At 61.1% G+C, this 26,609-nt stretch carries 21 protein-coding genes and 1 pseudogene; 13 read left to right on the plus strand and 9 right to left on the minus strand.

The genetic code is table 11. The annotated features are described in order from the left end of the window. Positions 1-84: 84 nt before the first annotated feature. Entirely contained in the window at positions 85-2,091 is a 2,007-nt protein-coding gene (locus FME68_RS00380; RefSeq protein ID WP_158395326.1) for a maltotransferase domain-containing protein, read from the minus strand. Between the two features lie 57 nt (positions 2,092-2,148). Here FME68_RS00380 and FME68_RS00385 point away from each other — a divergent pair, with 57 nt between their 5' ends. From FME68_RS00385 to FME68_RS00425, 9 genes and pseudogenes are all read left to right on the plus strand, one after another. Continuing rightward, positions 2,149-2,997 (plus strand): ABC transporter ATP-binding protein, encoded by an 849-nt coding sequence (locus tag FME68_RS00385; RefSeq protein WP_158395328.1) that lies wholly within the window; start codon positions 2,149-2,151, stop codon positions 2,995-2,997. 95 nt (positions 2,998-3,092) lie between these two features. Continuing rightward, the gene (locus FME68_RS00390) at positions 3,093-3,920 is read left to right on the plus strand and encodes an NUDIX hydrolase (RefSeq protein ID WP_070515589.1); all 828 of its coding nucleotides are present in this window, start codon (positions 3,093-3,095) and stop codon (positions 3,918-3,920) included. A gap of 42 nt (positions 3,921-3,962) precedes the next feature. Continuing rightward, positions 3,963-5,113, plus strand: a pseudogene (locus tag FME68_RS00395) (THUMP-like domain-containing protein). A 34-nt stretch (positions 5,114-5,147) separates the two neighbouring features. Continuing rightward, positions 5,148-5,948 carry an electron transfer flavoprotein subunit beta/FixA family protein gene (locus tag FME68_RS00400; protein WP_158395330.1) on the plus strand — a complete coding sequence of 267 codons (801 nt, stop codon included), beginning with the start codon at positions 5,148-5,150 and terminating at the stop codon, positions 5,946-5,948. 12 nt (positions 5,949-5,960) lie between these two features. After that, a complete protein-coding gene (locus FME68_RS00405; RefSeq protein ID WP_158395332.1) occupies positions 5,961-6,920 on the plus strand; it encodes an electron transfer flavoprotein subunit alpha/FixB family protein in 960 nt (319 codons plus the stop codon). Beyond that, on the plus strand, positions 6,920-8,044 hold the full coding sequence (locus FME68_RS00410) for a cysteine desulfurase family protein (RefSeq protein WP_158395334.1): 1,125 nt from the start codon (positions 6,920-6,922) through the stop codon (positions 8,042-8,044). The genes FME68_RS00405 and FME68_RS00410 overlap by 1 nt, the downstream gene beginning before the upstream one ends. 90 nt (positions 8,045-8,134) lie before the next feature. After that, complete coding sequence (locus tag FME68_RS00415) at positions 8,135-9,388, plus strand: alpha/beta hydrolase (protein ID WP_328287657.1); 1,254 nt, start codon at positions 8,135-8,137, stop codon at positions 9,386-9,388. Further along, positions 9,369-11,813 carry a DUF2156 domain-containing protein gene (locus FME68_RS00420; protein WP_158395336.1) on the plus strand — a complete coding sequence of 815 codons (2,445 nt, stop codon included), beginning with the start codon at positions 9,369-9,371 and terminating at the stop codon, positions 11,811-11,813. The genes FME68_RS00415 and FME68_RS00420 overlap by 20 nt, the downstream gene beginning before the upstream one ends. Before the next feature lie 50 nt (positions 11,814-11,863). Beyond that, positions 11,864-16,789: a DEAD/DEAH box helicase gene (locus FME68_RS00425; protein WP_158395338.1), complete on the plus strand. Its 4,926-nt coding sequence runs from the start codon at positions 11,864-11,866 to the stop codon at positions 16,787-16,789. A 180-nt stretch (positions 16,790-16,969) separates the two neighbouring features. Here the strand turns inward: FME68_RS00425 and FME68_RS00430 are convergent, their stop codons facing one another. Then, entirely contained in the window at positions 16,970-17,371 is a 402-nt protein-coding gene (locus tag FME68_RS00430) for a hypothetical protein (protein WP_195914072.1), read from the minus strand. An 83-nt stretch (positions 17,372-17,454) separates the two neighbouring features. After that, the gene (locus FME68_RS00435; RefSeq protein WP_158395340.1) at positions 17,455-17,916 is read right to left on the minus strand and encodes a hypothetical protein; all 462 of its coding nucleotides are present in this window, start codon (positions 17,914-17,916) and stop codon (positions 17,455-17,457) included. A gap of 185 nt (positions 17,917-18,101) precedes the next feature. Here FME68_RS00435 and FME68_RS00440 point away from each other — a divergent pair, with 185 nt between their 5' ends. Continuing rightward, positions 18,102-19,256, plus strand: a complete 1,155-nt coding sequence (locus tag FME68_RS00440; protein ID WP_158395342.1) for a glycoside hydrolase family 25 protein — start codon at positions 18,102-18,104, stop codon at positions 19,254-19,256. Here FME68_RS00440 and FME68_RS00445 read toward each other — a convergent pair. Then, positions 19,253-20,095, minus strand: coding sequence for a spermidine synthase (locus FME68_RS00445; RefSeq protein WP_158395344.1), 843 nt, complete (start codon positions 20,093-20,095; stop codon positions 19,253-19,255). The genes FME68_RS00440 and FME68_RS00445 overlap by 4 nt on opposite strands. Before the next feature lie 104 nt (positions 20,096-20,199). Here FME68_RS00445 and mnmA point away from each other — a divergent pair, with 104 nt between their 5' ends. The 3 genes from mnmA (at position 20,200) to FME68_RS00460 (ending at position 23,280) form a co-directional block, all read left to right on the plus strand. Then, positions 20,200-21,285 (plus strand): tRNA 2-thiouridine(34) synthase MnmA, encoded by a 1,086-nt coding sequence (gene mnmA, locus FME68_RS00450; protein ID WP_158395346.1) that lies wholly within the window; start codon positions 20,200-20,202, stop codon positions 21,283-21,285. Beyond that, positions 21,286-22,194: a uroporphyrinogen decarboxylase/cobalamine-independent methonine synthase family protein gene (locus FME68_RS00455; RefSeq protein ID WP_158395348.1), complete on the plus strand. Its 909-nt coding sequence runs from the start codon at positions 21,286-21,288 to the stop codon at positions 22,192-22,194. Positions 22,195-22,323: 129 nt separating this feature from the next. After that, the gene (locus tag FME68_RS00460) at positions 22,324-23,280 is read left to right on the plus strand and encodes a DUF1963 domain-containing protein (RefSeq protein ID WP_158395350.1); all 957 of its coding nucleotides are present in this window, start codon (positions 22,324-22,326) and stop codon (positions 23,278-23,280) included. A gap of 22 nt (positions 23,281-23,302) precedes the next feature. Here the strand turns inward: FME68_RS00460 and FME68_RS00465 are convergent, their stop codons facing one another. The 5 genes from FME68_RS00465 to FME68_RS00485 form a co-directional block, all read right to left on the minus strand. Further along, complete coding sequence (locus tag FME68_RS00465) at positions 23,303-24,433, minus strand: ATP-binding protein (RefSeq protein WP_158395352.1); 1,131 nt, start codon at positions 24,431-24,433, stop codon at positions 23,303-23,305. An 82-nt stretch (positions 24,434-24,515) separates the two neighbouring features. Then, entirely contained in the window at positions 24,516-24,779 is a 264-nt protein-coding gene (locus tag FME68_RS00470; protein ID WP_049157232.1) for a hypothetical protein, read from the minus strand. A gap of 21 nt (positions 24,780-24,800) precedes the next feature. After that, positions 24,801-25,064 carry a hypothetical protein gene (locus tag FME68_RS00475; RefSeq protein WP_070681093.1) on the minus strand — a complete coding sequence of 88 codons (264 nt, stop codon included), beginning with the start codon at positions 25,062-25,064 and terminating at the stop codon, positions 24,801-24,803. Positions 25,065-25,073: 9 nt separating this feature from the next. Next, positions 25,074-26,072 carry a serine hydrolase domain-containing protein gene (locus FME68_RS00480; RefSeq protein WP_158395354.1) on the minus strand — a complete coding sequence of 333 codons (999 nt, stop codon included), beginning with the start codon at positions 26,070-26,072 and terminating at the stop codon, positions 25,074-25,076. After that, positions 26,072-26,584 carry an ArsR/SmtB family transcription factor gene (locus tag FME68_RS00485; protein WP_049157229.1) on the minus strand — a complete coding sequence of 171 codons (513 nt, stop codon included), beginning with the start codon at positions 26,582-26,584 and terminating at the stop codon, positions 26,072-26,074. The genes FME68_RS00480 and FME68_RS00485 overlap by 1 nt, the downstream gene beginning before the upstream one ends. Positions 26,585-26,609 lie beyond the last annotated feature (25 nt).

Genomic DNA, 26,609 nt, shown 5'->3' on the forward strand with positions numbered 1-26,609 from the left:
ACCCGCTCGCGGGGCAGAAAAGAAACCCCGCGCTACCTATGAAGGGGGTATGGATTCAGCGCGGGGTTTCAGCGGCTTTAAAACTTAAGCGCGGTAGTCGTTGACCCGGCGCCACGCAATGCGTTCCTGCAGGTCATGGTGGGCTGGCGGGAGGATGAAGACGTGGGCGACGTCGCGAAGCGGCTCTAGGCGCACGAAGTTGCGGTCGGACCACTCGTAGGCGGCACCACTGATGGTGTCCTGCACCGTGAAGTGATCGCCCGGGTGGCGGCCCACGGCGGCCAGATCCACAAAGACCGTGGCCTCCTGTGCATTGCGCGGATCGAGGTTGACCACCACGAGCACCACATTGCCGGTAGCGGGATCGGCCTTGGAGTAGGCGATGATGGCCTCGTTATCGGTGTTGTGGAAGCGTAGCGTGCGCAGCTGCTGGAGGGCCGGGTTTTCGCGACGGATGACGTTGAGCAGACGGATGTAGGATTCCAGCGAATCCCCGGACTTCAGCGTTGCCTGGAAGTCACGCGGGCGCAGCTCGTACTTCTCCGAGTCGAGATATTCCTCGCTGCCCGGCTTGACGGCCTGGTGCTCGTAGAGTTCGAAGCCGGAGTACACGCCCCACAGCGGGGAGAGCGTGGCCGCCAGGGTGGCGCGGATGGCGAACATGGCGCGCCCGCCGGTCTGCAGGGACTCGTGGAGGATATCCGGGGTATTGACAAAGAGGTTGGGCCGGCAGATATCGGCCTGCTCCACGTGCATCTGCGCGAACTCGGTGAGCTCATGCTTGGAAGTTTGCCACGTGAAGTAGGTATAAGACTGCGTAAATCCTGCCTTGGCCAGACCGAACAGACGCGGGGCGCGGGTAAAGGCCTCGGAGAGGAAGATGACCTCCGGGTGGGTGATGTGCACCTTGGAGATCAGCCAGTTCCAAAAGTTGGTCGGCTTGGTGTGCGGGTTATCAACGCGGAATGTGGTGACACCAGCCTCCACCCAGATCATGACGATGCGGTAGATCTCCGCGTAAATGGCATCTGGGTCGTTATCGAAATTGAGCGGATAAATGTCCTGGTACTTCTTTGGCGGGTTCTCCGCGTAGGCGATAGTGCCATCGGCCAACACCGTGAAAAATTCCGGGTTGGTCTTGGCCCACGGGTGGTCCGGGGAGGCCTGCAACGCCAAGTCCAGTGCTACCTCCAGGCCCAAGTCGGCGGCCTTCTTGACCAACTCCTTAAAGCCCTCCATCGTGCCCAGCTCCGGGTGCGTGGTGGAGTGGTCCTGAATGGCCCACGGCGAGCCCACATCACCAGGCTCAGCCACCACCGAGTTGTTGCGGCCCTTGCGGTGCACTTCGCCAATGGGGTGGATGGGAGGGAAGTAGACGGTGTCGAAACCCATGGCAGCCACGCGCTCCAGTGCCTGCGCTGTGGTCTTAAACGTGCCGTGCACGGGGTTACCCTCGTCATCCCAGCCGCCGGTCGAGCGCGGGAAGAGCTCGTACCAGGAGTTGTAGAGGGCATCGCGGCGCTCTACCAGGACCTCGTGGATGTCACCTTCGACCAGCAGGTGGCGCAGCGGGTGGTGGTGGAGGATCTCGGCGACCTCCTCGGAGAGCGCGGTACGCACGCGCTTGTCGACGTCCACCGTGTCATCCTTGAGCTCCTTCGACGCCTGAAAGAGCAGCTCCGCCTTATCGCTCGGGCACTGGATGGCCGCCTCCTCGAAGAGCTCGGCGCCGTGCAACAGATCGTTGCTGAGCTCCCGCGCCGATTGCCCCGCCTCCATCTTCTTGACCACCGCGTTGCGCCACGTGGACATCGGATCCGACCAGGCATCGATGCGGAAGAACCAACGCCCGGGAGTCACCGGAGTAAACACCCCGTGGACTCGGTCCTGGTCTTCCGGGTCCACCGTCATGGTCACGGCGGAGGTGGACGGAGATTCGGTGTTCCACACCGACAGCGTCGCGGCGACGGCATCGTGGCCCTCACGCCACACCAGCGCGGTGACAGGAACAACCTCTCCGACTACGGCCTTCGAGGCGGCATTACCGGAGAGGGAGGGGCGGACATCGTCGATACCAAGGCGTTGAGTCATGCCCATAGAATAATGCAGCTGTGTCAGTTTCACCGGGGAAGGAAGATATCGGCCACAATGGTGCTTGTGAACACTCCAGAGCAATTGAGCCAGCAAGACCCTGAACTGATGGAAACCGACGAGGATTGGTTGATTGACTTCCGCGGCGTCGAGCTACGACGCGGCGGGCGCACGCTGGTCGGGCCCGTCGACTGGCAGGTGGAGCTCGATGAGCGTTGGGTCATCATCGGCCCCAATGGCGCGGGCAAGACCTCCCTAGTGCGCATGGCCGCCGCCGAAGAATTCCCGTCCGCTGGCGTGGCTTTCCTCATGGGCGAGCGCCTGGGCAAAACGGATATGCGCGATCTGCGCGCCGCCATTGGCATCTCTTCCGCTGCCGTCCAGCACCGCATCCCGGACAACGAGCGCGTGGATGATCTCGTTGTGTCTGCTGGCTATGCGGTCCTCGGCCGCTGGCGTGAGGACTACCAAGACATGGACTTCTCCCGCGCCGACGACATTTTGGAACAAGTCGGCGCCGCGCACCTTGCAGAGCGGACCTGGGGCACGCTCTCCGAAGGTGAGAAGAAGCGCGTCATCCTCGCCCGTGCCCTCATGGCCAACCCGGAGCTGCTCATCCTGGATGAGCCCTCCGCGGGCATGGACTTGGGCGGCCGTGAGGACCTCGTGGGCTATTTGGGGGACCTAGCACTCGATGCGGATGCCCCGGCGATTGTCATGATTACCCACCACGTGGAGGAAATCCCTTACGGATTTACCCATGCGATGCTCCTGGATGAGGGTAAGGTCGTGGCCAAAGGACTCATTAACTCTGTCCTGACGTCGGAAAACCTCTCCAAGGCCTTCCACCAACCTATCCAGGTGGACCGCATTGGGGAGAGGTACTTCGCCCGACGAGTCCGCTAACCCCTAGTACATAACTCTCAGTACAAAACCTCGGTACACACCCTCGACGTATACCTCTCGAATTCTGCCCCCAGCCTGCAGACACGGAAAGTTGCATGAGTCAGTCCATCCACGACAGCCTTGACGCCATCGACCCTGGCGAAAAAACGGGCTTTAACGGGGCACGTCTGGCCGCTACTGTCCTCCTGTTGCGCGATACGGCCGAGGGGCTGCGCGTGTGGATCCAAGAACGCGTGCGCACCATGCGCAACTACCCCGGCCACGTCGTCTTTCCCGGCGGCGGGGTAGACCCGCGTGACTTCCCACCGCGAACCTGGGACTCTGGCGAACTGTGGGCAGGCCGCTCAGTGGTGTCCATGGCACGCCGCATGGGCGTAACCAAGTACAAGGCACACGCCCTTGTCTTCGCCGCCGCCCGGGAGCTTTTCGAGGAGGCCGGCACGTTGCTAGCCATCCGCGAGGACGGCTTGGTCTCCGACGCCTCGCGCTACCACCGCGAGCGCGAGCTGCTAGAAACCCACGAGATTTCCTTCACCGAGTTCCTGGAGCACAACGGCATGCGTGTCGACGCCGACATGCTACTGCCTTGGTCCCGCTGGGCCGGTGAAGATAACAATCACTGGTTCGACACCTTCTTCTTCATCGGTGTGCTGCCCGAGGGCCAAGAACCCGATGGGGATACGGGCGAAGCCGATGACGCCGGCTGGTTCGACCCGCAATTGGTCTTGGATGGCTGGCGCGCCGGGCTGGTGCGCTTAGCCATCCCGACGTGGGCCCAGCTCAAGCGCCTCACGTCCTATTCCAGCGTTAAAGAGGTTTTAGATGATGCCTCCTTCTCCGACTTACGCCCAATTATCGGCGACCCGCGCGATGACGAGCGCTACCGCGAATACTTCACCACTTTTCCCGTCGACCGCATTTAAGTCGGCCTCGGCCGGCCTTTAACCGATACAGAAGAATCCTGCATGAGCTACACCCTGGACGAAGTTGCCTTCCTACGTGAGAACGCCGCCGCCATCGATACCGCTGCAGCAGACCTGGAGGGGACGAAGAAGGCGCATTTGAGGGACGTCGCCAAGCTGCAAGCACAGTTCGGTGACTACGGGCGTGCGGTGGCCGAACTCATCCAAGCCCGCAGCTCCGGCAAGCTGCCACAGGACTGGCTCATGGACCACGACTCTGCACAACAAGCCACGCCACCCGCGGTGGCGGCTTATCGCGCGCAGTTCCTTCGTGAGCGCACCGTGGACCTGGTGCACGACCTCACCTGCTCCATCGGCACCGAAGGCCAGGCCTACCGCCCGGGTACGTATGTGGGCAGCGACCTGGACGTCTCGCGCGTGGCCATGGCGCAGCACAACATTGAGCACCCAGTCTTTCGCGCTGATGCTCTGACCACCACGACCACCGCCCAGGTCTGCATCGCCGACCCCGCCCGGCGCCAAGGCGGTAACCGCATTACTCGCCTGGACCAACTTCTGCCCCCGCCAGCAGATCTGCTGGCCACCCACGGCGAGATGGCCATCAAATGCGCACCCGGCATCGACCACTCCGAATGGGAAGGCCTGGCCTGCGTGGTTAGCCTTGACGGAGGGGTGAAGGAAACCTGCCTGTACACCCCAGGCCTGGAACAGGGAAGAGGGCAGTGGTCCTCAGTACCACGCCAGATGGAATCCACACGGACGTCATCGACGACGACGTTGCAGAGCACGAGCTACCTGAGGCCGGCCCCATCGGCCGCTTCCTCATCGACCCCGACGGCGCCATCGTGCGCGCCGGGCTGGTGCGCCACTACGCCGCGCGGGAAGGCCTGCACCAACTGGACCCGCGCATTGCTTACCTCACCGGTGACCGCCTGCCGCAAGGGACGTCCGGATTTGAATTCATCGAGATGGTCCCCATGAAGAAGCTCAAGGCGGCTATGGCGGCCCACGACGTCGGCTCGCTGGAAATCCTGGTACGCGGGCAAGACGTGAACCCGGACCAGCTGCGCAAGAAGCTCAAGTTGAAGGGGTCGACCGCCAAGACTCTCGTGGTCACACGCATTGGAACGAAGGGAGTCGCGGTGTTGTGCGGACCGCGAGTAGTATCGACCGAAGGTAATTACGCACCCTAATAGTTTCAAAATTTACGGAAGGGGAAGTGCCCACATGCCAGTCATTGTGGCTCTGGTCAAGCACGTACCGGATACGTGGTCAACGAAGACCCTGGAGGCGGACCACACGTTGGACCGCACCTCGGTGGATAACGTCATCGATGAGGTCAACGAGTACTCCGTCGAGCAGGCGCTGCGCCTGCGCGACGATAACGCCGACGCCGGCTATGAGGTCGTCGCACTCACCATGGGCCCGGCCGCTGCCGATGAGGCCCTGCGCAAGGCCCTGGCCATGGGCGCGGACCACGCCGTGCACGTGACTGACGACGCCCTCGCTGGCGCCGACGCCCTAGCCACCGCCTGGGTTCTTAACGCCGCGATCAACAAGGTGGCCGAGAAGTTCGCCGAGGTCCAGGTCATCACCCTGGGCAATAACTCCTCGGATGCCTCCACCGGGCTTATCGCCGGCCTGCTGGCCGAGTACCGCCAGCTGCCCGCGCTCACGGAACTCAAGGCAGCCTCCCTGGCCGGTGCCACTGCCACCGGTACCCGCGAGGATGCCCACGGTCACTGGGAGCTTGAGGCCAACCTGCCGGCCATCCTGTCCTTTACCGATAAGGCCGATAAGCCGCGTTTCCCCAACTTCAAGGGCCTGATGGCCGCCAAGAAGGCCGAGGTCACCACTCTCGCCGTGGCCGACCTGGGCATCGACGGCGTGCCGTCCACCACCACGGTTACCGCCTCCGCGCAGCGCCCGGCCCGCACCGCCGGTGAGGTCATCACGGATACTGATCCGGCCGTGGCCGCCGCCAAGGTCGCGGACTTCCTGGCCGCCAAGAATCTCATCGAGGGTTAAAGGAGAAAAATTATGTCTCACGTTTATGTCCTAGTTGAGCACGAAGCAGAGCAGCTCAGCCCCGTTACCGGCGAGCTCATCACCGCCGCCCGCGCACTCGGCACCGTCTCCGCTGTCGTCGTGGCCAAGGATGCCGCTACTGCCGCTTCTTTCGACGCCGAATTGGGCAACTTGGGCGCCGCCCAGGTGGTCCAGGCCACCGCCGCGGACTATGAGCAGCGCATCGTCACCCCGGAGGTCGACGCCCTGCATGCTCTGGCCGCCAATAACCCGGCGCCCATCGTGCTGGCCTCCACCCCGACCAACAACGAGATTGCTGGCCGCCTCGCTGCCCGCCTAGGCTCCGGTGCCCTGGTCAACGTCGACGGCATCAATGCTGACGGCTCCGCACACCACACCATCTTCGGTGGCTCCTACGAGACCTCCTCCACGGCCACCGGCTCCGTGGTCTACACCCTGCGCCCGGGAACCGTCACCGCGGAACCGCAGCCGGTCACCGCAGCTCCTGCTCCTTTCGAGCTGCCTGCTGCCACCGCGAAGGACGTCACCGTCACCTCCTTCACCTCGGCTGAGAAGACCGCCCGTCCGGAGCTGACCTCCGCCAAGGTCGTCGTCGCCGGTGGCCGGGGTGTGGGCGATAAGTTCGCCGACGTGGTGGAGCCGCTTGCCGACGCCCTCGGTGCCGCCGTCGGCGCTACCCGCGATGCTGTGGATGAGGGCTTCTACGACCCCGCCTTCCAGATTGGCCAGACCGGTGTGACCGTCTCCCCGAACCTCTACATTGGCCTGGGCATTTCCGGTGCAATCCAGCACACCTCCGGCATGCAGACCTCGGAGACCATCGTTGTGGTCAACCAGGATCAGGACGAGCCGTTCTTCCAGATCGCTGACCTCGGCGTGGTGGGCGACCTCCACGAGATCGCCCCGGCCCTGGCTAAGGAGCTCGAGGCCCGCAAGGGGGCCGGCAACTAATGCCTCGCTACCTCGATTACGCAGCCACCCAGCCCATGCGCCAATGCGCCATTGACGCATGGACGCAGGCAGCCAGTTCCCTCAACCCGGGCGCGTCCTATGCCTCGGGCCGTAAGGCGCGCTCCGTGTTGGATGACGCCCGCGAGACCGTCGCTGAGCTGCTCGGCTGCGAACCCATCGAGGTAGTTTTCACCTCCTCCGGCACGGAGGCGGACAACATCGCCATCCAGGGCCTCTTTCGTGCGGCGTCGGATACGACGCCGCGCATCGTTTCGACCCCCATCGAGCACCCCGCCGTCCTTGAGACCGTGGAGAAGCTCCGCGCTGAGCATGGCGCCACCGTGGATCTGCTGCCGGTCAATTCCACCGGCCACATCAGCGACTTAAGCGCCCTGGATACCCCGGCCGCGGTGGCCACCTGCATGTGGGCCAACAACGAGACCGGCGCTATCCAGCCGGTCGCCGACATCACCGAACGCGCCGCCGCACACAACACCCCGGTGCACATTGATGCCGTGCAGGTAACCGGTAAGCTGCCCATCAACTTCCACGAGCTGGGCGCCTCCACACTCGCAGCCAGCGCCCACAAGTTCGGCGGTCCCCGCGGCATTGGCCTGCTGCTCGCTCGCCGCACGCCAGCACCACTGCCACTAGCCTTCGGCGGTGGCCAGGAGCGCGGCATCCGCCCCGGCACCGTGGACGTGGCCAGCGCGAGCGCACTCGCGGCAGCCCTGCGTGAATCTGTCGCAGAGATGGAGCAGGAGACCACTCGCCTGAGCACCCTGCGTGACAAGCTCAAGGCAGGCATCGAGGACAGCATCGACAACGTCATCATCAACTCCGCTGAGCCCGCCTTGGCCTCCCACCTGCATGTGTCCTTCCCGGGGACGGACGGCGACAGCCTCATCATGCTTCTCGACGCCGCCGGCATCGAAGCCTCCGCCGGCTCCGCCTGCCACGCCGGTGTCAACCGCATGTCCCACGTGCTCGAAGCCATGGGCATCGACGAGGAACACGGCCGCGGCAGCCTGCGCTTTACGCTGGGCCGCCTCACCACCGAAGAGGACATCGACGCGGTCCTGGCAGAGCTTCCGGAGATCATTCGCCGCGCCCGTTCGGTCTAGCGCGCGCATCCGATCAAAATCACAGTCATCCGGACATATTCACAGATAGTCCACAGCGCTTTCGACTCGGCGCGGGTCTATGTTTAATCCGTGAGTAACTTCATCCAGTCCGTGCTGGGCTTGCCACTGACTGACCCCGTGAACGGTGGGATCTACATTGCCATCTTGGTCATCAGCGCGCTGCTCATTGCGTGGCGCCTGCGCAAGCGCGACTTCGTGTCCTTCCTTCTCGCCGCAGTCATTGCTACCGTGGCCTACTTCGCGCTTAAGCATTGGGACGTCCCGTTCTACCTTTTCGTGGCCGGGCTCGTACCCATCGCGGCGCTTATCTCCCTCATTCACCATGCGGGCCGTCGTGTCCTTATGGTCGTGATAGCAGCATTCTCGGCACTTGCGGTGGCCGGCCTGGCCAATATGGAGTACCAGTCCTATCCGGACATCGCCTCGCTCGATCCCACGCCAGTGGCCCAGGAGATGGACTACGGCCAATTCAAGGCCATGAAGTCCGCGGATTCCGCTGCGATTGTGCACGTAGATCTCCCGGGTACCAAGTCAGGATTCACTGCACGCCAGGCCACGGCCTATATCCCGCCGGCCTATTGGAGCAAGAAGGACATGAATCTTCCCGTCCTAGTCCTGCTCCACGGGAATCCGGGTGGGCCCGAGCAGTGGTTCGGCTCCGGCGAGGCGGCCGAAACCGCCGATGCCTTCCAACGCGCCAATGGGGGACTAAGCCCCATCGTCGTGGCGGTCGACGCCACCGGCAGTGAGACCGCCAATCCCATCTGCGCGGACACCTCCGTGGCCAAGGTCATGACCTACCTGACGACCGACGTGCCGACAGGAATCAAAACCGCTTTCCGTGTCGACGAGAATCAACAACATTGGACCGTCGCTGGTTTGTCATACGGCGGAACCTGCTCTCTGCAGATCCTCACCAATCATCCCGAAGCCTATGGCCAGGCAGTGGACATCTCCGGCCAAGCAGAGCCGACCATTGGCAAACACGCCGACACTGTGGCCAAATTCTATGGTGGTGATGAAGCCGCCTACCAAGCCGCTAATCCTGCACACCTGCTGGCGACGAAAAAGTACCCCGACCACCAGGCCATCTTAATCGCCGGCAACCGCGACACTAACGCGGTGAAAGCACTCAGCCAGTTGAGTGATGCCGCCCGCGCCGCCGGCATGCGGACTTTCTACACCACCCGCCCGGGTGGGCATTCCTTCGAGGTGTGGCGCCCGGCTCTGCGCGAAACTTTCGCCTGGATCGCCCGCCAAGGTGGTTTGAAAGATGTGAACGATCCTTTTGATGGAGTCCAAGATGCAGATCTTCAGCGCTAACAACTTCCGACACCTCGCGCGGCGCATTCCGGTGACGTGGGTGTTGATCCTTCTGATGTGGGTATTGGTCATCGTGACCTACGCGGTTCCAGGGCTGGCGGGCATTACGCAAACGATCGGCCTGACCGGCCGTACCTTCGGCGCAGTTGTGGCACTCACCCTCATGGCCCTAGCTTTCGTTCTTCCTTCGGAATACCGGCTAGGTTCCCTGCGCACTCTCGCCGTTGGTATCGTCACGCAGCTTATCTCCGTTCCCTTGGCCTACGTAGCCGCCCACGGCATCGAAGAGCTCGGGCTAAACCGCTGGGGCGATGATCTTCTGAGCTCCACTGACTTATCACCCATCGGTTTCATCGTGGGTACTGCCGGCTTCGCTTCTGCGTGGATGCCGCGCCTCTGGCAGCGCCGCGTACGCCTCAGCATCCTTGCATTGACTCTCACCATGGCCCTGTATGGCGGTACGTTGAGCGATGTTCTCGGCGTCACCGCCTCGGTGCTCTCCATCGCCGCCGGTATCGCGTGGAGTGTCTTTGCGCCTCGCACAAATGCCCAGCGCCCCACTGCCTTCCACCGCGCCTCGGTGCCTGAACGCCGCGTGCTCACCGCGCTCATCTTGGGCGTGGTAGCCATTGGTCCAGCCTTCGTGGCCCTTGACCCGCTGGCCGAAGGGCCCTTCAGCCCAGTCACCCGACTGATGTGGTCCTTCAACTCTGCTGCTTATCACGCCACTGAGCTCTGCCAAACTGACCCTACAAGCCAGGCCTGCCAAGCCGCCCTTGATGTCGCCCGCGTCCACGGCGTGGGTCCGGCCATCGCCAGCGTCATGCCGCTCATCATCCAACTCGTACTGTGCTTCGGCCTCATCCGCGGACGCCGTCTTGCTTGGTTGCTATCCGTCCTTACCCAGGTACTCGTCATCGCTGTGCTTCTAGCTCAGCTGTGGGACTTTAGCCAAGAAGGCCTTGTGCTCTACGGCGTCAACCTAGCGGCCGTGGTCCTGCCCTGGGCCACCTGCCTCCTCGTACTAATCTGGAATCACCGCGTGTTCCACATTCACGAAAGCGCAGGTGCGCTGGGCCAGGCCGCTGGCAAAATCGCTGCTGCCTTCGCCCTCACAGCCGCTCTTTGGGGAGTCGGCGCACTACTTCTCAAGGACGGCTTCGTCGAGACAGCCACTGCCGGATCGATCCTGTCCGAACTCCCTCTGCGCTACGTCCCACCAGTCGTGGCCACTCTGCTCCCGCTCGAACTTGCACCGACCACGTGGCTGACCTGGGCCCTCTACGAGTGGGTAGGCACACTGTTCTGGATGTACGCAGCGTGGGTTGCTTACCGCATGTTTGCCACGCCGGCTAACCCTGAGACCGCTGAGGCCCGCGAGCGTGCCCGCGCCATCCTGGAACAGGGCAGTGGTGACCACCTCTCCGCTATGACCCTGTGGAAGGGGAACCGCTACTTCTTTAACGACAGCAACTACGTGGCCTACCGCGTCCACAACGGGATTGCGCTCAGTCTCGGCGAGCCGGTGGGCACTGACCCGCAGGCCACCGCAGCCGCCTTCGAAGAATTCGCCCGCGAACAGGGCTGGCGTCCAGCCTGGTACTCAGTACGGGAAAGCTTTACCCGTCCCGGCTTCCACTGCCTCGAAGTAGCCGAAGAAGCCGTCCTGGACACCTCTAACACCGAGTTCAAAGGCAAGAAATTCCAGAACATCCGCACCGCCCGCAACAAGGCCGACAAAGAAGGCGTCACCACGCTGTGGACGGAGTGGAAGGACCTTGATCTTGCCACCCGCAACAAAATCGCCGAGCTCTCCGAAGAATGGGTCTCTGACAAAGCTCTCCCGGAGATGGGCTTTACTTTGGGCGGTGTTACCGAGCTGCGGGAGGAAGGCACCAAGCTACTGCTCGCGCTGGGGGAGGACGGCACGTTGCACGGCGTGACATCCTGGCTCCCTGTTCGTGAAAACGGCAGCGTGGTGGGCTACACCCTCGACGTCATGCGCCGCGCCGACCACGGCTTCAAAGGCGCTATCGAGCTGCTCATTTCTGAGGCCATGATCATTGCCGCCGGCGAAGGCTGTGCCTGGATTTCGCTCTCCGGTGCGCCCCTGTCAGGAACACCGGAGGAGCCCGGGCTTCTCGACGCCCTCCTCACCCGCCTCGGCGAAGAAATGGAGCCCCTCTACGGCTTCCGCAGCCTGGCCGCCTCCAAGCACAAATTCCAGCCGGAAGAACACAAGTGGTACCTGGCCTACAACGATGAGCTGGCACTGCCCGCCATTGGACTAGCCGTTGTACACGCCTACGTGCCCGACATGCGTGCAGCCGACGCCGCCCGAGCTGTGAAGACGTGGTTGGCTGAGCGCAAGCAAGCCAAAGCGGAGCAAAGCGCAACGGAACCCAGCAAAGCAGATCCACGCTAAGACCAGTGTGTTGACAGAACCTCGTGCACACCTTCGGGCACAATGTTCTCATGTCGAAGTTCTCTGAGGTCCTAGACCAGCTGCGTGAAAACCAACCAAAGGCAAAGTACGGCATTGCCTTTGAGAAGCTGATGGTCAACTATTTCAAGACTGACCCGACCTTGAAGAACCAGTTCGATGAGGTCTGCCGCTGGACGGATTGGCGCTACAACGGCGGCAAGGCGGATACCGGCATTGACCTGGTAGCCCGCCGCGTGGATGACGGCACGTGGACCGCAATCCAGTGCAAGTTCTATGACTCCAAGGCGCGTATCCAGAAATCCCACCTGGATTCCTTCTTCGAGGCCTCCGGTCATTCCTTCGAAACGGAAGAAGGCCGCCAGCACTTCGGCAGCCGTTTGATTATCTCCACCACGGACCACTGGTCCTCCCACGCGGAGGATGCCCTGGCCAACCAGATCATTCCAACCAGCCGCATTGGCATCTCCGCCATCGCGGAATCACCCATTAACTGGGACGTGGCCTTCCCTGGCTCGGAAGTGCGCGACAAGACCATCCAGATCAACCTCTCCCAGCGTGAGACCTTCGAGCCCCGCCCACACCAGCAGGCGGCCATCGACAAAGCCATCGAAGGATTCAAGACCCATGACCGCGGCAAGCTCATCATGGCTTGCGGCACCGGCAAGACCTTCACCGCCCTGCGCCTAGCGGAGCGCGTTGCTGAAGACAACGGCGGCAAAGCCCGCATCCTCTTCCTCGTGCCGTCCATCTCCTTGCTCTCCCAAACTCTGAAGGAGTGGACCGCCCAGGGCCGCCTCGACATGCGCGCCTTCGCGGTGTGCTCCGATAGCAAGGTTTCCAAGAAGGCCGAAGACATCGCTGTTTACGACCTTGAGGTCCCAGTCTCCACCGAAGGCAAGGACATCACCACGCGCTTTGAGTCCGGAAAGCGTGCCAAGGGCCTCAACATCGTCTTCTCCACTTACCAGTCCATCCAGGCGGTGCACGATGCCCAGCAGGTAGGCCTCGATGATTTCGACCTCGTCATCTGCGATGAAGCCCACCGCACCACCGGCATCACCTTGGCCGGTGAGGATGCCAGCAACTTCGTCCGCGTCCACGATGCCGACTACATCAAGGCAGCCAAGCGCCTCTACATGACAGCCACCCCACGCCTTTATGACGAAGCCGTCAAGGGCAAGGCCGAAGAGCACTCCGCGGAGCTAGCCTCCATGGATGATGAAGCCATCTACGGCCCGGAGTTCTACCGCCTTGGCTTCGGCGAGGCCGTGGACAAGGGCCTGCTCACTGACTACAAGGTGCTCGTCATGACCGTGGATGAATCCGTGGCCGCCCAAGCCATGGCCCACAGTGAGAACAACCAGGTCAACCTCTCCCTCGCTTCTGCCATGATTGGTGCCTGGAACGGCTTGGCCAAGCGGTCCGGCGAATTGCAGGGCAAGAAAGGCGGCTTTGAGGAAGACGCCCAGCCCATGCAGCGCGCCGTGGCCTTTGCCAAGGACATCAAGACCTCCCAACTCATTGCGGAGACCTACCCCTCGCTCATCGGTACCCACCAGGAACTGCTCAAAGAAAAAGCAGTGCTTAACGACGTCTCCCTCACCAACGTCGACCTCCACGTCGCCGCCCAGCACGTGGACGGCGGCATGAACGCCATGGAGCGCGGCACCAAGCTTTCGTGGCTGGAGTCCCCAGCAGGTGAGCACGAGTCCCGCATGCTCACCAACGCCCGCTGCCTGTCCGAAGGCGTGGACGTCCCGGCCCTGGATGCCGTCATCTTCTTCAACCCTCGCAACTCCATGGTGGACGTGGTCCAGTCCGTCGGCCGTGTCATGCGCAAGTCTGAGGGCAAAGACTACGGCTACATCATCCTGCCCGTGGCCGTGGCCAGCAACGTCTCCCCGGCCGAAGCGCTCAACGACAACCAGCGCTTCAAGGTGGTCTGGCAGATCCTGAACGCTCTTCGCGCCCACGATGACCGCTTCAACGCGAAGATTAATTCCATTGCGCTCAATGGCACGGCGGGACAAGAAGACCTGCCCATCGACGTCGTCCACGTGCCAGGGGATGATGGGAAGAGTGACGCTGAGAAGCTCAAGGAAGCGGATGAAACCAAGTCCCCGGAGCCGCTAGCCGATAGTTCGACCGTGACCCAGCAGATTGCCTTGTTCTCCCTGGAACAGTGGCAAGAAGCTATCTACACCAAGCTGGTGGACAAGGTCGGCACCCGCACTTACTGGGAAGACTGGGCCGACGACGTCGCTACCATCGCGGAGAACCAAATCACCCGCATTAGGGCGCTTCTCGACGGCGCCGATGGCTCCCTCCGCACCGAATTCGACAGCTTCGTGGAGGGTCTGCGCAATAACCTCAACGATGGCATCAGCGAAGAGGACGCCATCTCGATGCTCTCGCAGCACCTGATAACGGCCCCGGTTTTCAACGCACTCTTTGAGAACCATGACTTCATTACCCACAACCCCGTGGCCCAAGTCATGGAGAAGATGGTCAAGGCCCTGTCCAAGGCAAACCTCGATACCGAGACCGAGTCCCTGGAGAAGTTCTACGAGTCTGTCCGCGGCCGCGCTTCTGAGGTGAACTCTGCTTCCGGCAAGCAGCAGGTCATCAAGGAGCTTTACGAGCGCTTCTTCCGCAAGGCCTTCAAGAAGCAATCCGAAGCCCTCGGCATCGTCTACACTCCAGTCGAAATTGTCGACTTCATCCTGCGTGCCGCTGACGACGTATCCAAGAAGCACTTCGGCAAGGGATTGACTGATGAGGGCGTGTGCATTCTTGACCCCTTCGCTGGCACCTCCACCTTCACGGTCCGCCTGTTGCAATCGGGCCTCATCAAACCAGAGGACCTCGCCCGCAAGTACGCCAACGAGCTCTTCGCCACGGAAATCATGCTGCTGGCGTACTACGTCTCCGCGGTGAACATTGAGACCACCTATAACGCCCTGCGCGAAGAGGCAGCTCTGCGCAACGGCGAGCCCGCACCCGAGTACGTGCCTTTCACCAACATTGCTTTGGCTGATACTTTCCAAATCCACGAGGAAGGCGACATCCCGGACCTCAACATCTTCCGCGAGAACAACGAGACCATCGAGCGACAGAAGCAAGCGCCCATCAACATCGTGATTGGCAACCCGCCGTACTCTGCGGGGCAGAAGTCCGCCAACGATCTCAATGCGAACCTGAAGTATCCGAGCTTGGATAAGCGCATCGCGGAGACGTATGCCGCGAAGTCGACCGCGCAACTGAAGAACTCGTTGTATGACTCGTATTTGCGTGCTTTCCGCTGGGCCACTGACCGCATTGGTGACCAAGGAGTAGTCGCGTTCGTCTCTAACGGCGGATGGATTGACGGAAACACCGGCGATGGAGTGCGCCTGTCGATGGCAGAGGATTTCACTGACCTGTACGTGTTTAACCTGCGGGGCAACCAGCGTACCGCTGGCGAACAATCGCGCAAGGAAGGCGGAAAGGTCTTTGGTTCCGGTTCCCGCAATACTGTAGCGATCACGATCGGAGTAAAAGACCCTTCGAAATCTGCTTTCGACCTGCATTATCGAGATATTGGCGACTACCTCACAGCGGAAGAAAAGCTCCGTATCGTAGATGCCTCCTCGGTAGGGAATGTGGACTGGCAATCGATTTCTCCGAACAAAGAAGGCGACTGGTTGAGCCAGCGCTCTGAAGAGTTCTCAACTTGGCCGGTTCTCAGCGCGAAGAATGAAGGCATCGCGAAGAACAAGTTTTTCGTTTTGAACAGTGGAGGAGTTGCAACTGCCCGTGATAGTTGGGCGTACGCATTTGAACGGAGAAGCTTAATAAGCAATGTAAAATCCTCACTGGATTTCTTTAACCAGATTGGTGATGCTAAGCATTTAGACCCCGCAAGGATTAAATGGTCTTCACGATACGAACAGCTCAAGAAACGGGGCATAAGGCTTTCCTTCGACGAGCGAGACTGCAGGGGAGGACTGTATAGGCCGTTTTGTCGCCAACACCTCTATTTTTCTTCGGACTTTAATGATCGTCGTGGCCAACTTCCATCGATGTTTCCGACCTCAGAGCACCGAAACATAGGGTTCTACGTAGTTAACCCCGGAAGTGCGAAGCCGTTCTCCGCGTTAGCGACCGATTTGATTCCTGATTTGGCAATGTGGGGAAGTAACGCAGGCCAATTCTTCCCTCGCTTCACCTGGGCCGCCGTCGAAGCGGACGACGGTGGGCTGTTCGGTGAGGGAGGCGTCGTTAAGCAAGGTGAAGCCAGTGTCTACGGCTCGATTGGTGAGGTCGTCGACGGCTTCGTGCGCGTGGACAACATTACTGATGAGATTAAGGCTCTCTACCGCGATGCACTGGGCTCAGACATCACGGGTGATGACATCTTCCACTTTGTCTACGGCAAGCTGCATGACCCTGTCTACCGTACGAAGTACGCGGCTGACTTGAAGAAGATGCTTCCTCATATTGAAACGCCGAGCTCGCGCGCGGAGTTCGACAAGTTCGCTGCTGCTGGCCAAGAGCTGATGGACCTTCACGTCAACTACGAGACCGTGGAACCGTGGCCGTTGGACATTCAGGTCAAGGGCGATGAGGCCGACCGTGAGACGTGGCGCGTGCTCAAGATGAAGTGGGCCAAGCGCAAGGACCCAGAGACGGGAAAGAACGTCAATGACGTGACGAAGTTGATCTACAACAAGCGCGTGACCATCGCCGGTATCCCGGAAGAAGCGGATGAGTACATGCTGGGCTCGAGGTCGGCTGTCGCGTGGCTGATTGACCGCTACCAGGTCAAGAAGGACAAGGCTTCTGGCATCGTCAATGACCCGAACGATTGGGCTGATGAGGTTGGAAACCCGCGCTACATCGTGGACTTGATTGGGAAAGTCGTGCGCGTGGCTATGGAGACAGTGCGGATCGTGGATGGCCTGGGTTCCGAATAGCGATGCAATAAGTTGCGCCTCGTTATTCGTGGCTGCGGCTCATCCTGCTCTGAATCCCTGGATATCCTGAGTTCGCGGGCGTGGGCGGGACGTCGCCAAGCACTGCACACAATCGTCAGGGCTTTGGAGCTGGCGCCTAGGGTTAGCGCCTGGAGCCGGGCCCTAGAAAAAATAGATCGCTCAGAAATACGCGACGTTGGGGATCACCGTCGCTATCGAAAGCACGAGTGCGATGATGGCGTTGCGCTTGCGTTCTGGCACGTCAGATGAGAGCGACGCGATGGCGCTGAAAGCAAAGAGTGGTGCGAGAAAAGGCGTTGTAAAACGCAGCACCGTGAAGATGACGATGCCGGGGAGTCCGTACAAGTAGGCTTCTTCGATGCCCGATGCAATGCTGTCCGCGATGAGCAGGATGAGATACCCCAGTGCCCAGCTGCACAGAAGGATGGCAGAGCTCCATAGGGCGAGTTTCTCGTTGAAGACTCCTTCCCAGCCGCGGCGTGGGGGAAGCTCCGGTTCCGTGGGTTCTGAGCGCTGCTGTGGCTCATTGGAAAAGTGAGGATCGATGGAGGGCTGGTCCATGGGGGCTGTCCTTAGTCTGCATCAGTCTTTGGTGCTGACATTGGGCTGAGGTTGTTAAGGCTTAGACATCACAGAGGCAGCACCTAAAACATGTATTTCGGGCCGAAGTAGACAACGATGGGCATTATGCTCAGTATCGCCAGCACGAGTGCGATTCTGGCGTTGCGTTTGCGTTCTGGCACGTCAGAGTCGAGTGATGCGATGGCAATGAAGGCAAAGAGGGTTGCGAGAAAAGGCGTTGCGATACACAGCCCGATGAACGCGAAAATGCCGAAGAATCCGAAGAAGAAGGACACGGCATCATCAGTGCCCGAAGCAGCGCTGTCTGCGATGAGCAAGGAGAGCAACCCCAGTGCCCAGCCAGCCAGAAGGATAGCGGAGCCCCATAGGGCGAGTTTCTCGTTGAAGACTCCTTCCCAGCCGCGGCGTGGAGGCAGCTCTGATGCTTTGGACTCCTGGGGCGCGTTGAGCGCTTGGGGTGCGTTGGGCGTCTGTGGTTGTTGTGGCTCGTTGGGAAGGTGTGGGTCGATGGTGGGTTGGTCCATGGCGCTGTCCTTCGTCGGCGTCGTGTTCACCTGATGGGGTGGTGGCGATGTGAAGCGAAGTTTAGCAGCGGTTGCTGCTGTTGGGAGCGGCTGTTGGGGAGTTGAGTTGATGGTGTGGCAAAAGAGTTCAATGTTTCGTGTGTTGCTTCAGTGATTGGTGTTAAAGCGGAGGTAGTGTGGCGCGCATGAGCCATGCACGTCGCCTTGTTACCGCCGCCGTTACCGCAGTAGCGGCCGTGGCACTGTCCGTATCCACCGCCGTTGCCATCCCGTCCTACGCACCATCTGGTGTGGATGTCTCCGGAAATAACCACATGTCCCTGCGCGGCATCGATTGGGATGCCGTGAAGTCCGATGGCCAGTCCTATGCCTTTGTCAAGGCCACTGAGGGCGTCGGCTTTGTCAACAACCACTTCGTGCGCGATGCCAATGCCGCAGCAGCCGCTGGACTGAAGGTCGGTGCCTACCACTACGCGCGCCCGGCACGTGATGCCAAGCAGCAGGCGGCCAGCTTCGCCTCTCAGATCGCGCTGGTGCCGACGCAGACGCTGCCACCGGTGCTCGACATCGAGGTGGATGAGGGACTGAATGCCGACCAGCTTGCTGACTGGATTGATACCTTCATGACGGAGGTCAAGTCCCTGACCGGACGCACGCCGATGCTGTACACCTACAAGTACTTCTGGATGGGCCAGATGGGTAACACCACGCGCTTCTCCGAGTATCCGTTGTGGCTGGCGGCCTACCAGGACACCGCACCGGACCCGGTCGGTGGCTGGGACAAGCTTGCCTTCTGGCAGCGCTCCGGTAGCGGCCGCGTGGCCGGCATCGAGACCGACGTTGACCTGAACCTCTTCAACGGTACTGAAGCCCAGCTGCACTCCTTCTCCGGTGGCAACTACATTGACTTCGGTGGCATCTTGGATGACTTGGTCATCCCAGGCGTGGACCTTGGTGATGACGCCGGCGTACTGATTGCCGGAATCCTGGCGCTGGCAGCAGGTGCGGTGGCCGTTCCTGCCGTGGCTGATGCTGCGAAGGATGCGGGTCTAGACGTGGATCCGACCGGGCTTGTGAAGCAGGCAGAAAAACTGCTCAACACTGGCGCTATTAGCACCGACGACCTTAAGGACATGGCGCACAACGACGCTACTGTCAGCGACCTGGCCATCTTCCTGGATAACGCGCAGCACCTGCAGGACTTTGATGCCAACAACGTCAGCGAGCAGGACGTGGAGAATGCCAGCCGTGCCGCACGCAGTGCTGGTCACGCCGCGGGTGTGGAGATCCCGGCATTTGATTCCAAGCAGGTGGTGGACCTGCTCAAGAGCCTGCGCTAATCGACGGCGGTTGCCGGGGCGTCGTGGCGTGGGCTCGTGCCGGTAAAGAAGCGGCGGGTCCAGGACTCGTCACGGAAGTGTGCGGGCACCGCACCAGAGAGAAGCGGCTTGGCCAGGGCGGCGGCTTCGGGGGAGCCGTCGACAGGCAACTCGGTATCGGATCCTATGAGGATGATATTGCCGTAGCGCCGACCCTTAAGCATAGGAGGGTCGGCGATAACGGCGACGTGCGCAAAGACCTCCGCCATGCCAGCTAGTTCTGCCTTCGCGCCCTGGAGATCGGAGTGGTCGCCGCAGTTGGCAACGTAAAGACCGCCGGGGGATAGGGTGGCGTGGGCGTGCTGGAAGAATTCTTGGGTGGTGAGAGGCTCGGGCGTGACGGCGCCGGCGAAGACGTCTCGGATGATGACGTCGAAGCGGTTCGGCGGGAAACCTTCGGTGACCGCGCGTGCCTCGCCGGCGCGGATTTTCACGCGAGGAGCGGAAGGAATATCGGCCAGTTCCCGGATGAGCTCGGCCAGCTTGGCGTCGAGTTCGACCACGGTGTTGTGGGAATCCGGCCAGAGATCCGCGAAGTAGCGGGGCAGCGAGCAGCCACCGCCGCCCAGGTGGAGTAGGCGCTTGCCAGGAGCGAGGTTCTCTACCGCAGCGGCAATCCAGCGCATGTACTCAAACTCGAGGGTGCGCGGCTCATCGGGGATGAGGTGCGAGGATGGCACGCCATTGACGTTGAGGATGAAGGCACCGTCGCGGAAAGGATCCGGCTCGACGACGAGCTCGCCGGTCGAAATCTCGTAGGTTCCCGCGATGGAGCTGGTGGTGTTGCGCTTTCTGCCCATAGTGCCTCTTAGCTTAGGGAATAGGCTGCATGGCTTGCGTGTTGGGGTATGAGGTGCACCGCGACTAGCCTTGGTGGGCGATAACGAAACGAGAAGGGGAGAGCATGCGAGTATTGGTAGCCATGTCCGGCGGCGTCGATTCCTCGGTCGCCGCTGCGCGTGCGGTGGAGGCGGGCCACGACGTCATTGGCGTGCACCTGGCCCTGCACAAGGATGCGCAGCAGACTCGTGAGAAGGCACGCGGCTGCTGTTCCTTGGAGGATTCCGCCGATGCCCGCCGTGTGTGCGACAAGCTCGGCATTCCTTTCTACGTGTGGGACTTTTCCGAGGAATTCAAGGAAGCCGTCATCGGTGATTTCGTGGATTCCTATGCCCGCGGTGAGACCCCGAATCCGTGCTTGCGCTGCAATGAGAAGATCAAGTTTGCAGCTTTGCTCCGCAAGGGCATGGCGCTTGGCTTCGATGCGGTGGCCACGGGCCATTACGCCACTATCGACGATGACGGCTACATGCGCCGCTCCCTGGATGAAAACAAGGACCAGTCCTATGTGCTGGGTGTTATCACTAAGGAGGAGCTGGACCATTGCTTCTTCCCGATTGGTGATACCCCGAAGCCGCAAATCCGCGAGGAGGCCAAGCGCCATGGCTTCTCCACGGCGGCGAAGCCGGATTCCTATGACATCTGTTTCATTCCGGACGGCAATACCCAGGCCTTCCTGGGGCGCTCGATTGGTCTGCGTCCAGGCATGATCGTGGACACCGAGGGCAATGAGCTCAAGGAGCACGATGGCGCGTGGAACTACACCATCGGCCAGCGCAAGGGCTTGGATATCAAAACGCCGACTGCCGACGGCTCCCCGCGCTACGTCACCGACATCGACGCCGCCACCGGTACCGTCACCGTCGGATCGCGCGCCGACTTGGCCGTGACCCGAATTGAGGCCAATCGCCTGAAGTACCTGCACCCCGCGATGGAAGGTGACTTCGACTGCGAGGTGCAGGTGCGCGCCCACGGTTCTGTCGTTCCCTGCCGCGCGCACGTGGACCGCGAGGCCGACCGCATGACGCTGGAGCTGAACGAGCCGCTCTCCGGTGTGGCCCGTGGCCAGGCCGCCGTGCTCTATCTGCCGAGCCCGGACGAGCTGGGAGATATTGTCCTGGGCTCCGGCACCATCTGCGGGACGGCGTAGATGACGGGATTCGCCCTTGGCCCCATGCCCGGCACCTCCATGGCGGAGGCTGCGGACATCATCATGGGGGAGACCGAGCTCCCTGCCATCCCGCAACTTCCCGAGCGCGGGTTGGGGTCGGATGCGGTGGGCCGCACGGCCAGCATGCTGGAGGCTATCTCCATCGACCGCGGCCCGCGCTCGTGGCGCATGACAGCGCGCCCGCAGCTGCTGACCCGGCGTACGTGGGACCGCTTGGAGCGCGATATCGACGAGGTCCAGGAAGTCTGGGGCGAAACCGTGCCCCGTATTAAGGTGCAAGCGCTCGGTCCCTGGTCGCTTGCGGCGAGCATTGAGCTTTCCGACGGCCACCGTGTCCTCACCGACCGCGGCGCCTTTAGCGAACTCGCGGAGTCACTTCTCTATGGCCTCCGCGCTCACGCCGCGGATGTTGCGCGCCGTTTCCACGGGGAGGTCGTCGTCCAACTCGACGAACCACTCCTCGCCGACGTCATCGCCGGACGCATCCCTGGTACTACTGACTTCGACACCATTCCCGCCGTCCCCGGTGAGGTCGCGCTCGACCTCCTGCAGTCCTTCGAAGCGGACTACCTGCACGCCCCGCCGCTGTGGTCAGTGGCGCCTGCAGCCACGACCTTCCTCACGGATTTCCGTGGTCTGGAGACCCCGCGCCACCTGGACGGACTGGGTGAGCACCTCAACGCGGGCCACCGCATTGGTCTGGGCATTGAAGGCTCCGATGCCCGCGCGGAGGCCATTGCGCTGGCCCGGCATCTCGACCGCATCGGCATGCCGCGCGAGCTCCTCGTCGATTATTTCGACGTCTATCCTGTCAAGGCCTCTGCCAGATCCCTGCGCTCGGTTAACGAGACCGCCGGCATTCTCACCCGCGATGCTGGGGATCTCTAATTGAGCTTTCACCTGACCTAGGCCTCGAATATGAACCAGAACAGGCTAGATATCTATTGCAGCATGCTTTCTTTTGAAGGATAATCCCTGATTAAGTCCCTCGTTGTCCTAGAGAAAGAACCACCTGCCATGCCAGAGTTCACAGCACAGGTTAAAGCGTTACGTTCGATGATCGAGTCCGGAGAGTTCGTCTCCGAAGATGCCGATGACCTAATCCAACTTGCCAAGCCAGGCGTCGTCCTTCCCTACTCCAACGGCACTCCCACCGAACATGGCTCGTACTTCGGAGGTAGACCGTATCTTCCGGAAGGTTCGACATGGCCCATTTCAAAAAACGGTCAGCCATTACTCCATATCATTCAGCTAAATTTTGCCGATATTGTCTGTCATGTGCGTGCGGAGGGGGCGTCGGAAAGCGAAGCAACTCTCGACGGATTGATTCCGGAGTCAGGAATTTTTCAACTCTTCGTCGGTGCTGATCCGTTCTTCGGCGGTTTCGATTCGGATTCGCCTGGCGATGGCATGGAAATTCGCTATATCCCTGAGCCTGCGGAAGGCTTTGGCAACCACAGCTTTCCTGGACCTCATACCGCGGAGCCTGCTGCCTTCGATGAAAAGCACGAGGATTTTTGTTCCCCGTTTAGCAAGGATCTTGGGGAGGTTATGAACTCTCCGATCTCCTTGTCTAGTGCAGTGGCAATGGTCCCTCCCACCGACTATGCAGTGTACGAGGCTTTGAAGTCTAGAAAAGGCGATGACTTTCTTGAAGAGTTTGATTACTTTGACGAGCTGGTTGAGTTGCGAGCCGCAGCCAGAAACCAAAGCGACATTATGCTTGGCGGTTTCCCAGCCTTCGCACAAGACCCTACGCAGCCTGAAGGGTACGTTCACTTCCTAGAAATCGATTCCACATATCTGGAAGAAGAAGAGCTTCCTTTCGAGGCCATGTGGGGTGACCTAGGTGTGGCCCACGTATTTCTGCACCCGGACGCATTGAAGAAAATGCAGGCTGGCGAGGCTGTCGTGTACCGCTCCGAAAACACTGGCAGGGCCGATGGTGCTGTCTTTTACTGGGATTGCGGCTAGTTTTGCTTCCCCAATTTCCCTTTTAATCAATCCTCCCCAGGCTGTCCGTCGCGGTGAAGTAGGCCTCCATATAAGGGATGACGAACTGGAGTTGGCCATGGGCGGTGGGCTCGATCAGGTCGGCGTCGATAAGCCTTTGGCGCGTGGCCGACAGGGAACGCACCGTCCGGTCCTGGTGCGCGGCGATGTTCTTGATTTCCGCCGTGCCGTCCTCCATGACCGCGCTCATCGCTTCGAGGAAGAGACGCTGCGCCGGCGGGAGCGCCAGAGTAGCGGGCTGGTGGACTTGGGCACCCAACACCGAAATGGCCTCGGCCGACACTGCCGCGACATCACCCTCCTCGATGCTGCTCCCACCCTCGCGCTGCGCCTTTCCCCAGGCCAATGAGCCCACCAGCTGCACCATGTAGGGGTAGCCTCGGGACAGCCGCACCGCAGCCGCAACCGCATCATCGGTGAATTCAAGCCCGGACTGTGCGGCGGTCTCGGTGAAGGCCACCTCGGCGTTCGCGGGGGAGAGCGGACCTAGAACGAACTTCTGCGCGCGGCGTAGGAAGGTTACACCCGGCAGGTCCAGCAGGCGGTTGACGCCTTGTGGAAGGCCCGCGGCGACAATAGCGACGTCGAGCTCATCGCGCACCAAGTCTTGGTAGGTCACGGCCAGGGAAGTTAGGTCCTCGGCGTCTGCGTCCTGCACTTCGTCGATGGTGAGCAGCACGCCAGTGCCTTTGAGCATGCCTAAAAGCTCGCGCAGGCGGGTGTTGAGCGTGGGTTTATAGGCTTCCTCGGTGTTGTGCTGGATGCCGATGGTTGCCAAACCACCAATGCCGACACGGTTGACCTTGTGCTTGTCCGCCGGGGCCAGCTTGTCCATGATGCGCGGGATGGTGGTGTCAACGAGCTCGTCAACCATGGAGCTGCGGCCTGAGGCCCGCAGGGTAATCCACCCGCGGCTAGAGGCGATATCTTCGAGCTCGTTGAGGAGCACCGTCTTACCGATACCGCGGGCACCGCTGATGATGAGCGAGCGGCCCGGGGTGCCCGGCTGGGAGTCGAGTGCAGCCCGGAAGGTGTCGAGCACTGCCGTGCGCCCAACCCAAAAGAGTGGTGGAACGCCGAAGGTGGGGCGGAATGGGTTCTCATGTGGGGACATAGTCTCAATCCTAGGGCATTGGGAGATTTGGGAGACTTTTCTAAAAGCGGAGATTTGGGAGACTTTCGTCCCCCAGGTGGAATTAGGCGTCCCGCCCCGCCCGAATGGCGCCGACGATGTCAAAATCGCCGTTTATAGCTATAGGGTCACGCTGGGTGAGCTCCGCAAGCTTTTCCTGGACGCTGGGACGCGGCGAAAATTCAGGGCGTGAAGCTGTGGTCGTCAGGAGGTCGCGCAGGTAGTTTTCCAAGGAAACTTCAGCGGCGTCAGCGCGCTTCTGAAGGGTGGCAATTACGGAGGGATTGACGTCGTGGATATGGACCGTGCGGTAAGCGGGAGCAGTCATAACGTCAGTCTACGGGAGGACTTAGATTGTGCTTGCGGGCTTCGAATCCATAGCCCGCCAGGCCACCGCACCGGCGTACACAGCACATGCGGCGACGAGGCCATACCACCAGAAGAAGTGGAGGTCCGCATTCCAGGGCAAGGTATATCCGATGAGCACGATTACGAAGGCAGTGATTGCTACGGAAACAACGCGCGAGACTGTCTTCCCTGGGGTGGTGAATGCCTTCCATGCGGACCATAGAAGGGAGGCGATGATAACGATCATGCTGATGGTGAGTAACACGGTGTCTCCTTAGGATCCGAGCTCGTCGAATAGAGCTTGGGCGAGGTCTTCGGTACCGGCGAGGGAATCGTTGTTGGCGAAGGCGGCGCGCTTGGTCTCTGGATCGATGATGAGCATCGTGGAATACCCATAGGTACCGCCGTTGTGCCAGTACCCAGCATTGTTTTCGCTGGGAGGCTGCCAGCCGTAGTCGGTATCGCCGTTGTCCATAAACCACTCGGCGAACTTGGCCATGTCACTCGCCGTGGAGCGGATCGCTCCCGCGGGCGCGGAGCCTTCCATCTCCCACGGCTCAGCGTGGCGGCCGGTGGCGGTAAGTCCCCGTGGAGCGTCGTCAGGCACAGAGCCCGGAGTCATGAGATAGGTCTCTGTCATGCCAGCTGGCTCGAAGATGCGTTCTTTGAGCATCTGCTCATAAGGCTGCCCAGCGGCGGTTTCCACCATGTGGCCCAAGAGTCCGTACCCAAGATTGGAATAGGACTCTTCGCCGCGGTCCTTTAGCTCGGCCTTCGTGGCAGCGTCCACGATGTCCTCTACGGTCTCACCTTCATAGGGATTCGAACCGGTGATCGTTGAGGCGAAAAAGCTGAGGACGTTCGCTTTGGCGACGGCGGGTAGTCCAGAGGTATGGTCGAGCAGCTCCCTTACGGTGACGTCAGCGACGGGTGCATCGCCGACGTCAAGGACCTCGCCCACAGTGGTGTCAGTTCTCAGCTTTCCCTCTTCGACGAGCTGGTGGGCCAGCTCGCCGGTGAACATCTTGGTTACGGAGCCGATTTCGACCTCCGTGTGCTCGTCGCTGCCCAGTCCCGCAAAGGTGACCTTGCCGTCCTGGAGGGTAAAGGCAGTGAGGTTGTGGAAGCCGGACTCTGAGTGCTCTTTCAACTGGGCAGCTAAGGCTTCGTCGCCAGTTTTGTCTTTTGCCAGGGTAATCCTTTGCGGCCCTGTGATGAGCAGGATGGCTGCAACGGCAATGGCAGCGATGACGGCTAGGGACATTCTACGCATTAGTGGTCCTCGCTCGCGGTGATGATGGTGAGAAGGGGGATAACTCGGGCGGGGCGGATGGAATACTCGCCGCCAGACTTCGTGGTCCAGCCGGCATGGGTCAGCGCGCTCAAGTGGTGGTAGGCGGTGCCGGTAGAGGAGACGATGTCTTCTTCGACAAGCTCTGCGGCTGTCGCGGGTGCGGCGAGCAGGCGGCGCAGGATTTCGCCGCGGACTGGATGGGCAAGAGCGGATAGGCGCTCGAGGTTTTCTGCCCAATCCTCGTCGGTGACGAAGTTCGTGGGGCGCTGCCATTGATAGGCATAAGTGCGCTTGCCGACGTTTATGTTGCCGCCAAAGATGATGGAGCCGTCGGGAAGCTGCTCGTTGGGTGCGAGGGCGTCGACCAGCCAGTAGGCCGAGCCTTCTTCCGCGGTGGATGCGGGGCCGGCGTCGGTGGGCGTGGTGCGCCCCTCAAGCGCGGCGACGCGCGCTTCGAGTTCGGCGAGGCGTGCTTCGACTGTCGTTTCCATGGTTTCTAGAATTCCAGAACTCTAG

Origin of the sequence: Corynebacterium hiratae (assembly GCF_009708045.1) — a bacterium.
In the GTDB taxonomy this organism is placed as follows: domain Bacteria; phylum Actinomycetota; class Actinomycetes; order Mycobacteriales; family Mycobacteriaceae; genus Corynebacterium; species Corynebacterium hiratae.

What these genes read in the sequence shown, in the direction of transcription:
- FME68_RS00385 (WP_158395328.1), top strand. Translation starts at nt 2,149, where the DNA reads ATGGTGCTTGTGAACACTCCAGAGCAATTGAGCCAGCAAGACCCTGAA.
- FME68_RS00485 (WP_049157229.1), bottom strand. Translation starts at nt 26,584, where the DNA reads ATGGAAACGACAGTCGAAGCACGCCTCGCCGAACTCGAAGCGCGCGTC.
- FME68_RS00405 (WP_158395332.1), top strand. Translation starts at nt 5,961, where the DNA reads ATGTCTCACGTTTATGTCCTAGTTGAGCACGAAGCAGAGCAGCTCAGC.
- FME68_RS00425 (WP_158395338.1), top strand. Translation starts at nt 11,864, where the DNA reads ATGTCGAAGTTCTCTGAGGTCCTAGACCAGCTGCGTGAAAACCAACCA.
- FME68_RS00435 (WP_158395340.1), bottom strand. Translation starts at nt 17,916, where the DNA reads ATGGACCAACCCACCATCGACCCACACCTTCCCAACGAGCCACAACAA.
- FME68_RS00445 (WP_158395344.1), bottom strand. Translation starts at nt 20,095, where the DNA reads ATGGGCAGAAAGCGCAACACCACCAGCTCCATCGCGGGAACCTACGAG.
- FME68_RS00420 (WP_158395336.1), top strand. Translation starts at nt 9,369, where the DNA reads ATGCAGATCTTCAGCGCTAACAACTTCCGACACCTCGCGCGGCGCATT.
- FME68_RS00390 (WP_070515589.1), top strand. Translation starts at nt 3,093, where the DNA reads ATGAGTCAGTCCATCCACGACAGCCTTGACGCCATCGACCCTGGCGAA.
- FME68_RS00455 (WP_158395348.1), top strand. Translation starts at nt 21,286, where the DNA reads ATGACGGGATTCGCCCTTGGCCCCATGCCCGGCACCTCCATGGCGGAG.
- FME68_RS00430 (WP_195914072.1), bottom strand. Translation starts at nt 17,371, where the DNA reads ATGGACCAGCCCTCCATCGATCCTCACTTTTCCAATGAGCCACAGCAG.
- FME68_RS00465 (WP_158395352.1), bottom strand. Translation starts at nt 24,433, where the DNA reads ATGTCCCCACATGAGAACCCATTCCGCCCCACCTTCGGCGTTCCACCA.
- FME68_RS00470 (WP_049157232.1), bottom strand. Translation starts at nt 24,779, where the DNA reads ATGACTGCTCCCGCTTACCGCACGGTCCATATCCACGACGTCAATCCC.
- FME68_RS00400 (WP_158395330.1), top strand. Translation starts at nt 5,148, where the DNA reads ATGCCAGTCATTGTGGCTCTGGTCAAGCACGTACCGGATACGTGGTCA.
- FME68_RS00460 (WP_158395350.1), top strand. Translation starts at nt 22,324, where the DNA reads ATGCCAGAGTTCACAGCACAGGTTAAAGCGTTACGTTCGATGATCGAG.
- FME68_RS00480 (WP_158395354.1), bottom strand. Translation starts at nt 26,072, where the DNA reads ATGCGTAGAATGTCCCTAGCCGTCATCGCTGCCATTGCCGTTGCAGCC.
- mnmA (WP_158395346.1), top strand. Translation starts at nt 20,200, where the DNA reads ATGCGAGTATTGGTAGCCATGTCCGGCGGCGTCGATTCCTCGGTCGCC.
- FME68_RS00440 (WP_158395342.1), top strand. Translation starts at nt 18,102, where the DNA reads ATGAGCCATGCACGTCGCCTTGTTACCGCCGCCGTTACCGCAGTAGCG.
- FME68_RS00410 (WP_158395334.1), top strand. Translation starts at nt 6,920, where the DNA reads ATGCCTCGCTACCTCGATTACGCAGCCACCCAGCCCATGCGCCAATGC.
- FME68_RS00380 (WP_158395326.1), bottom strand. Translation starts at nt 2,091, where the DNA reads ATGACTCAACGCCTTGGTATCGACGATGTCCGCCCCTCCCTCTCCGGT.